The sequence below is a fragment of the Pseudescherichia sp. AS216 genome, from assembly GCF_037152055.1.
GTDB lineage: Bacteria > Pseudomonadota > Gammaproteobacteria > Enterobacterales > Enterobacteriaceae > Pseudescherichia.
Map to the genome: position 1 here is coordinate 1 of NZ_JBBCMV010000060.1, position 202 is coordinate 202.

The following is a 202-nucleotide window of genomic DNA, read 5'->3' on the forward strand; positions in this document are numbered from 1 at the left end:
GGTCAGTCAGGAGTATTTAGCCTTGGAGGATGGTCCCCCCATATTCAGACAGGATACCACGTGTCCCGCCCTACTCTTCGAGTTCACAGCATGTGCATTTTTGTGTACGGGACTATCACCCTGTATCGTGCGACTTTCCAGACGCTTCCACTAACACACACGCTGATTCAGACTCTGGGCTGTTCCCCGTTCGCTCGCCGCT

The 202-nt window shown here is 54.0% G+C and carries 1 rRNA gene; it reads right to left on the reverse strand.

Features of this window, described 5'->3' with window-relative positions:
- A 23S ribosomal RNA gene (locus tag WFN61_RS21045) occupies positions 1–202 on the reverse strand; the annotation flags it as partial.